Below are 6,911 nucleotides of genomic sequence, written 5' to 3' on the forward strand. Positions count from 1 at the left end.
ATCCAGAGTGTTGACCGATATATTCTTGAAAGCGTGCTTACCTCGATGGAACGAGGGGAACACGCAGTCAAGAAATAAAATTCGAATAAAATTCAATGGACTATTAGTACTGCTTGGCTAAACGCATTACTGCGCGTACACCGGCAGCCTATCAACCAGCTAGTCTCGCTGGAGTCTCATGGCGATCATTAATCTCAGAGGGGGCTTCCCACTTAGATGCTTTCAGCGGTTATCCTGTCCGAACGTAGCTACTCTGCAATGCCACTGACGTGACAACAGATCCACCAGAGGTTCGTTCACTCCGGTCCTCTCGTACTAGGAGCAACTCTCTTCAATGATCGAACGACTACGGAAGGTAGAGGCCAAACTGTCTCACGACGTTCTGAACCCAGCTCACGTACCACTTTAATCGGCGAACAGCCGAACCCTTGGGACCTTCTCCAGCCCCAGGATGTGATGAGCCGACATCGAGGTGCCAAACCGCTCCGTCGCTATGGGCGCTTGGGAGCGATCAGCCTGTTATCCCCAGGGTAACTTTTATCCGTTGAGTGATATCGCACCCACGTGCAGATACCAGATCACTTTCACCTGCTTTCGCACCTGCTCGGTCTGTCGACCTCACAGTCAAGCTCACTTCTGCGAATACACATTCAGTCCGATTTCCATCCGGACCAAGTGAACCATTGCGCGCCTCCGTTACTCTTTAGGAGGCCACCGCCCCAGTCAAACTACCCATCAAACGCGGTCCCTGTCCCCGGATTCAGTTATTAAAATTAATAACCAAGTCAGGGGACAGGTCGAGACGCCTAAATAACGAAGGGTGGTATTTCAAGGGTGACTCCAGAACACCTAGCGGCATTCCTTCAAAGTCTCCCACCTATCCTACACATCATTATTCAGACGCCAACGCCAGACTATAGTAAAGCTCCATGGGGTCTTTTCGTCTTTCCGTAGTTAACCGGCATTTGTACCGGTATTGCAATTTCACCGGGTCTAAGCTTGAGACAGTTTCCAGGTCGTTACACCATTCGTGCGGGTCGGAAATTACCCGACAAGGAATTTCGCTACCTTAGGACGGTTATAGTTACCGCCGGCGTTCACTAGCACTTAGGTTCAGAGCTTGCACCCATCCCCGTAATGTTCTAGCACTGGCCAGGCGTCAGCCCCCATACATTGCCTTGCGGCTTCGCGGAGACCTGTGTTTTTGATAAACAGTCGACTGGAATCATTAGCTGCGCCCCAACCATCGCAAGCGACGATCGGGGAGTCCTTATTCCGAAGTTACGGACGCTTTTTTGCCGAGTTCCTTAAGCTTAGTTTTCCCGAACACCTTAGAATTCTCATCCTACCCACCTTAGTCGGTTTGCGGTACGGATACAATAAGACCTCGCCATTGAGGGTTTTCTTGGCGGCTCGCGTGATCAGAGTCAGTCCCCCGAGGGGAACCTCCCACTTGCGTCTTCGAATTGACAGACGGATTTGCCTATCTGCCTCCTATTCCGCTTGGACTGGAATCATTGACCAGCTCTGACTAGCTCTCCGCGTTACCTCCCGGCTAGCTCCACCTTCACTTGAATGAGATTCGCCTCGCATCCCGAAGGAATTGAATTGAAAAAAATTCGCGCTCCGGTTTCACTCGGGCGGTCTTACTGTAGCGCAGGAATATTAACCTGCTGTCCATCGGCTACGCCTTTCGGCCTCGTCTTAGGACCGGCTAACCCCCCGTCGAACAACGTGGCGGGGGAAACCTTGGGTTTTCGGTGTAAAAGATTCTCACTTTTATTCTAGTTACTTATGCCACCATTCTCACTTCCGAACGCTCCACCAAAGCTCACGCTCAGGCTTCGACGCTGATCGGAACGCTCCTCTATCGCACGCGAATAAAAAATTCACGCACCCGCATCTTCGGTAAGTAGTTTGAGCCCCGTTACATTTTCGGCGCAGGATCTCTCGACCAGTGAGCTGTTACGCTTTCTTTAAAGGATTGCTGCTTCTAAGCAAACCTCCTGGTTGTATGTGAAATCTCACATCCTTTGCCACTAAACTACTATTTTGGGACCTTAGACGGCGGTCATGGGCTGTTTCCCTTGCGACTACGGCACTTAGCTGTCGCAGTCTCACTGCCGGTATACGCTCGATGGGTATTCGAAGTTTGTCAAGGGTTGGTATGGTTGCCCACCCTAACCTAAACAGAGCTCTACCCCCCACGAGTAATAATCCGACGCTGCCCCTAAAGGCATTTCGAGGAGAACCAGCTATCTCCGAGTTCGATAAGTATTTCACCTCTAACCACAGGTCATCCAAACATCTTGCAACATGTAGTGGTTCGGTCCTCCACGTGATGTTACTCACGCTTCAACCTGCCCATGGTTAGCTCACTCGGTTTCGGGTTCAGTAACACAGACTTGGTCGCCCTATTCGGACTCGCTTTCGCTTCGATTCCGGGTGTATCTCCCTTAATCTTGCCTGTGCCAACGGACTCGATGGCTCATTATACAAAAGGCACGCGGTCACCCTTGCGGGCTCCCACTGCTTGTAAGCGTTTGGTTTCAGATACTATTTCATCCCCCTTCCGGGGTACTTTTAACCTTTCCCTCACGGTACTAGTTCACTATCGATCACATTGTCTGTTTAGCCTTGGAAGGTGGTCCTCCCAGATTCAGTCCGGATTTCACGTGTCCGAGCCTACTCAGGATACTCTACCAATTATTCCTCCCTTCACCGACGCGACTATTACGCTCTATGGTGTGATTTTCCAAACACTTTGGCTAGGTGGAATAATTAGATGTTGAGTCCTACAACCCCGGCTCCGAAGAACCGGTTTGGGCTAGCCCCTGTTCGCTCGCCGCTACTGAGGGGATCTCTTTTGATTTCTTTTGATTGGCTACTAAGATGGTTCAATTCGCCAACTATGCTTCGTATTGCTATGTATTCACAATACGATAACGAGGGTTGACCTCGCTAGGTTTCCCCATTCGGGAATCCGTGAGTCACAGTCTACTACCGACTCGTCACGGCTTATCGCAGGTAATCACGCCCTTCATCGCAACAATGTGTCAAGGCATTCTCCAAACGCTTTTAAATAACTTTATTCGAATTTTATCGATCAACAATCTAGATAAAATTTATTCCTGCTAAATCAGGAAGATTGTTGACATTACTTGAATTAAAAAATTGTTTTTTCTCGATTTCGATCCGAGATGTCAATGGGCGCCGCGTCCCGCCGAGGCGGGGAATAAAAAAGTTTTCGTTCGTGAGAATAAAAAAGGGTGGACTCTTGCCACCCCCTCGAGTCTTCAAACTCGAATTAAATTAACTAGGGGTCGCGACTGGCGAATTTGAAATTTTCAGAGCCGGGGGATTTTAGGGAAGTGAAATTAGAAAGTCAAATCTTTTTGGGTTCTTATTCTAACTTTTTTTTGGATGGAATCAAGCGGCTTTTTTCTGCTCATAATCATCGGCAGCCTGGCGTGCCAAAATCGCTTTAATCTCGGGAGAAAGCTGCATTTTTACGCTCTCGGCGTCGGTCTTTTCGAGCGCGAGGAGGGCGGCAAGTTGTGCCGCTTGTTCTTGAGAAACATTTTTCAAGCCAAGCGTTTTGGAAAACTCCTCGGCATTTTTTTGATCGCGGAGTGTTTCGCTGGCGACTTCGCGCCGCGCGCGCGCCGCCATACTCTCCTTCGGTTTCTCGTCTTTTTTGTCCGTCTCTTTTTCGGCTGCACCATTTTTCACCACACCGTCTTTGGCGCCCTCAGCCGAACCTTTATTGTAATCATCAGCGGCGGCTTTTTTACCAAAACTCAAAAGACCTTTCAGCTTCGCGCCGACACCGACGGACTCGCCAGCCTGCGCGCGTTGCCGCAAGTTTGAGACATTGTCTGCGGTGGCAACTTCTTTCTTGCCTGATTTTTCGAGTTCGAGTTCGCGCTCGGCGGCTTTTTCGCCAAGCTTTCGATCGATTTTAAATTTTTGTAACTGCGGTGCGAGCTTCTCGGCTTGGGATTTTGTCTCAGCTTCAGCTTTTTCGATGGCGGCAGTGTTTTGAGTTTCGGTTTTTTGGATTTGAGCGCCCTCTGAGACTTTCAAGCTTTCAAAATGCTTGGCTTGTTCGGCATCGACGGTCGCAATTTTCGTTTTAATACCCTCAATATACTGATTAAATTCACTCGTCGATTTTCCAAAAATTTCATCGCGGCTTGGAATTTTCTCCCCGGCTTTCGTTAGCAGACTTTGTTTGCCTTCCAAAAACTTGAACGCAGTTTCGGCTTGCAAAATCTTTTTGTCGGCGTTGGTCGTCAGCCATTCAGCGGCGTGTTTTTTTGTGTGCCCGGAGCCTTCAGGATTTTTGGCGTATTCTTGCCATTTTTTTGGGAGGCGTGAATCTTTAGAAAATTTATCCAGAATCGCAGTCGTGGCAGCAGGGCTGTCGAGCAGCGATTTATTCATCTCTTTCAAGAAAGCCTTTTTTTGCTCGAGACCAAGCTTGCGAAATTCTTCAAGCGAATTGCCTTTCCACTTCAATTCAGCCGAGCCCTTTGAGGCGGACTGAACCGAGACTTTCACATCTTTGAAAAGCTCGTTCGCATTACCGAGACTCGCGAGTCGACCAAATTCCGAGTCAGCAGTGGCATTGCCAGCGATGCGCTCCTTTTGAAATTTCACGCTTTTTGCCAGTTCCGCGTTGGCTTTGTCGAGCGCGGCGGTCGTCTCGGGCGTGGCTTTGTTTTGGCGGGCACTGGCAGCAGCTTCGACCGCGGTAATTTTTTTATTGAGCAGGTCTTTCACAAAATCACTCGTGCCTTGTCGATCAATCACACCTCTCGCTTGTGTGATGTTCTCGTGTCCTCCCGGTTTCGCTTTCAAATTTTCCAGTTGGGCGAGATCGGCGCCAGCCTTTTGCAAATCTTCAGCCCCAGTCTCGGACTTCGGCGCTTCAGAATTTTCCGATTGTGACTCGGCGGCGCTGGCGAAAAAAATCAAACGATTTTCCATTTCTAAGAAAATTAGAGTCAGAATTTTAACTCAACCGCGCCAAATTATGAAGCCGATGTAGCCGCAATAGCTCGTGAGTAAGATTGTCGCCTGCCAGCGTTCGAGTGTGTATTTTTTACCAATGAAGCTTGCAGTGAGCAGAATCAGACTGAGCCCTGTGAGTACGAGCAGGTCGGTCGTGGCGTTCGCCGCGAAATGAATCGGATTGATGAGGGCGCTCGCGCCGAGCACCCAAAAAACATTAAACACATTTGAGCCGATGACATTGCCGATGGCGAGATCGACTTTTTTCTTCCACACGGCGACGACGCTCGTGACGAGCTCGGGCAGGCTCGTGCCGACCGCGACCAGGGTTAGTCCGATTAGTTTTTCGCTCACGCCAAGAGTGCGGGCGATTTCAGTTGCCGAGCTGACGACGGACTGTCCGCCGATTGTGAGGGCGGCGAGCCCGCTCACAGCGAAGAACAGCGCGCGACCCAGGCTCAGCTTTTCCTGTTCGATGATTGCCGCAATGGTGGTGGATTCAGATTTTTTATTTTGCACCGACCGGTAAATCAGCCATAAAAAAATTACGAAGCCGAGAATCAAAATCACACCGGCGAAACGCCCCAGGACAAATGCACCACTATTTTTTACCGCCAAAAAATAAATTGCCCCGACACCCAGGATGCCGAGCGGAATATCTTTTCGGACGAGGTTTTTTTCAATTGCAAGCGGAGCGATGAGCCCGGCCAGTCCGAGCACGAGCGCGATATTCGCGATGTTCGAACCGATGATGTTGCCGACGACCAGTTCGCCGCTACCGTGGAGTGAGCTCACGATATTCACGACCAGCTCGGGTGCACTCGTGCCGAAAGCGACGATGGTGAGCCCGATGACGATTTCCGACAGACCGAATTTTTTCGCCAGAGAGCTGGATCCTTTGATGAGCCAGTCGGCACCCGCCACGAGGAGGACGAAGCCGAAGGCGAAAATTAAATAACTCAAAAACACGAGCGCCATTTTCCCCTGAAAAAAAAGATTTGCAAAGAAATAGTTTTGGGTATAAATTCATAACAGGGTTTAGGGAATAGGGAAAAATCAATCAGACTTCCAATAAGGAAAAAAATTATCACCAGACTAAGAACCCCCGAACTAAGAAATAATTTAACCCAACCACAATGCCCAATCGAGACGGAACCGGCCCCGCCGGGAAAGGTCCACGCACCGGTCGCGGTCAGTGCGCGCCGAAAAAAGTTGCTGCGAAAAAACTCACCAAAAAATAATGCCGCGCCCCGAAATTCCGCGGCGCGTGCGCGGTCGTTTTGCCGTCTCTTATTTCAAGCCGGCAGGCGTGCCGCTGCGCGAGCTTGCGGAGATTACTTTACGACACGACGAAGTCGAAGCGATTCGCCTGAAAAATATTGAAAAGCTCGACCAAACTGCGGCGGCGGCGAAAATGAAAATTTCGCAATCGACCTTTCAGCGTATTTTGGCGCGCGCACACCAAAAAATCGCGACGGCGATTTGTACCGGGAAAGCGATTCGAATTGAAAAATGAGACTACTTAAAATGTCGGTGGCAAAAAGCTCGCCCAGATCCGGTTTTTAAATATTGTTCAAATTGGCGAGCGCTTTTTTCGTCCAAGAATGCGAAATAATTTTTGAGTTGCCAGGGTTTAAACTTGACGGTGTGCTTCGACTTGCCGGAATTGTGGTCGACAAGCCGACTTTTCAAATTTGCCGAAAACCCGATATAGGTTTGATCAGGAAAGGGAATACTCCGCAAAATGTAGACATAAAACATTTGCTATTCCTATAGTTCAAATTTTACTTTGCTAAAACTGGCGAAGCCAGCCGAAGCTTGCGAACGAATTTTCAGCAGGCAATTGCGCGGGAACGAGTCCGCCTTCGCTGAAGCTACGGCGGACAGCCTTCGCA

At 49.6% G+C, this 6,911-nt stretch carries 5 protein-coding genes and 1 rRNA gene; 2 read left to right on the forward strand and 4 right to left on the reverse strand.

Translation table 11 applies throughout. The features are described 5' to 3' along the window. Window positions 1-83: 83 nt before the first annotated feature. From WCV72_03670 to WCV72_03680, 3 genes are all read right to left on the reverse strand, one after another. Window positions 84-3,092: ribosomal RNA gene (locus tag WCV72_03670) — 23S ribosomal RNA — on the reverse strand. Between the two features lie 337 nt (window positions 3,093-3,429). After that, window positions 3,430-4,992, reverse strand: a complete 1,563-nt coding sequence (locus tag WCV72_03675; protein MFA6458457.1) for a hypothetical protein — start codon at window positions 4,990-4,992, stop codon at window positions 3,430-3,432. A 30-nt stretch (window positions 4,993-5,022) separates the two neighbouring features. After that, on the reverse strand, window positions 5,023-5,985 hold the full coding sequence (locus tag WCV72_03680; protein ID MFA6458458.1) for a calcium/sodium antiporter: 963 nt from the start codon (window positions 5,983-5,985) through the stop codon (window positions 5,023-5,025). A 167-nt stretch (window positions 5,986-6,152) separates the two neighbouring features. Between WCV72_03680 and WCV72_03685 the strand changes: the two genes are divergently transcribed. Beyond that, a complete protein-coding gene (locus tag WCV72_03685; GenBank protein MFA6458459.1) occupies window positions 6,153-6,257 on the forward strand; it encodes a DUF5320 domain-containing protein in 105 nt (34 codons plus the stop codon). Then, entirely contained in the window at window positions 6,257-6,532 is a 276-nt protein-coding gene (locus tag WCV72_03690; protein MFA6458460.1) for a DUF134 domain-containing protein, read from the forward strand. The genes WCV72_03685 and WCV72_03690 overlap by 1 nt, the downstream gene beginning before the upstream one ends. A gap of 2 nt (window positions 6,533-6,534) precedes the next feature. On the opposite strand, the gene WCV72_03695 is transcribed toward WCV72_03690, so the two are convergent. Continuing rightward, window positions 6,535-6,777, reverse strand: a complete 243-nt coding sequence (locus WCV72_03695) for a GIY-YIG nuclease family protein (GenBank protein ID MFA6458461.1) — start codon at window positions 6,775-6,777, stop codon at window positions 6,535-6,537. Window positions 6,778-6,911 lie beyond the last annotated feature (134 nt).

This window comes from Patescibacteria group bacterium (assembly GCA_041665585.1).
Taxonomy (GTDB): Bacteria; Patescibacteriota; Gracilibacteria; order JAHISY01; family JAHISY01; genus JAHISY01.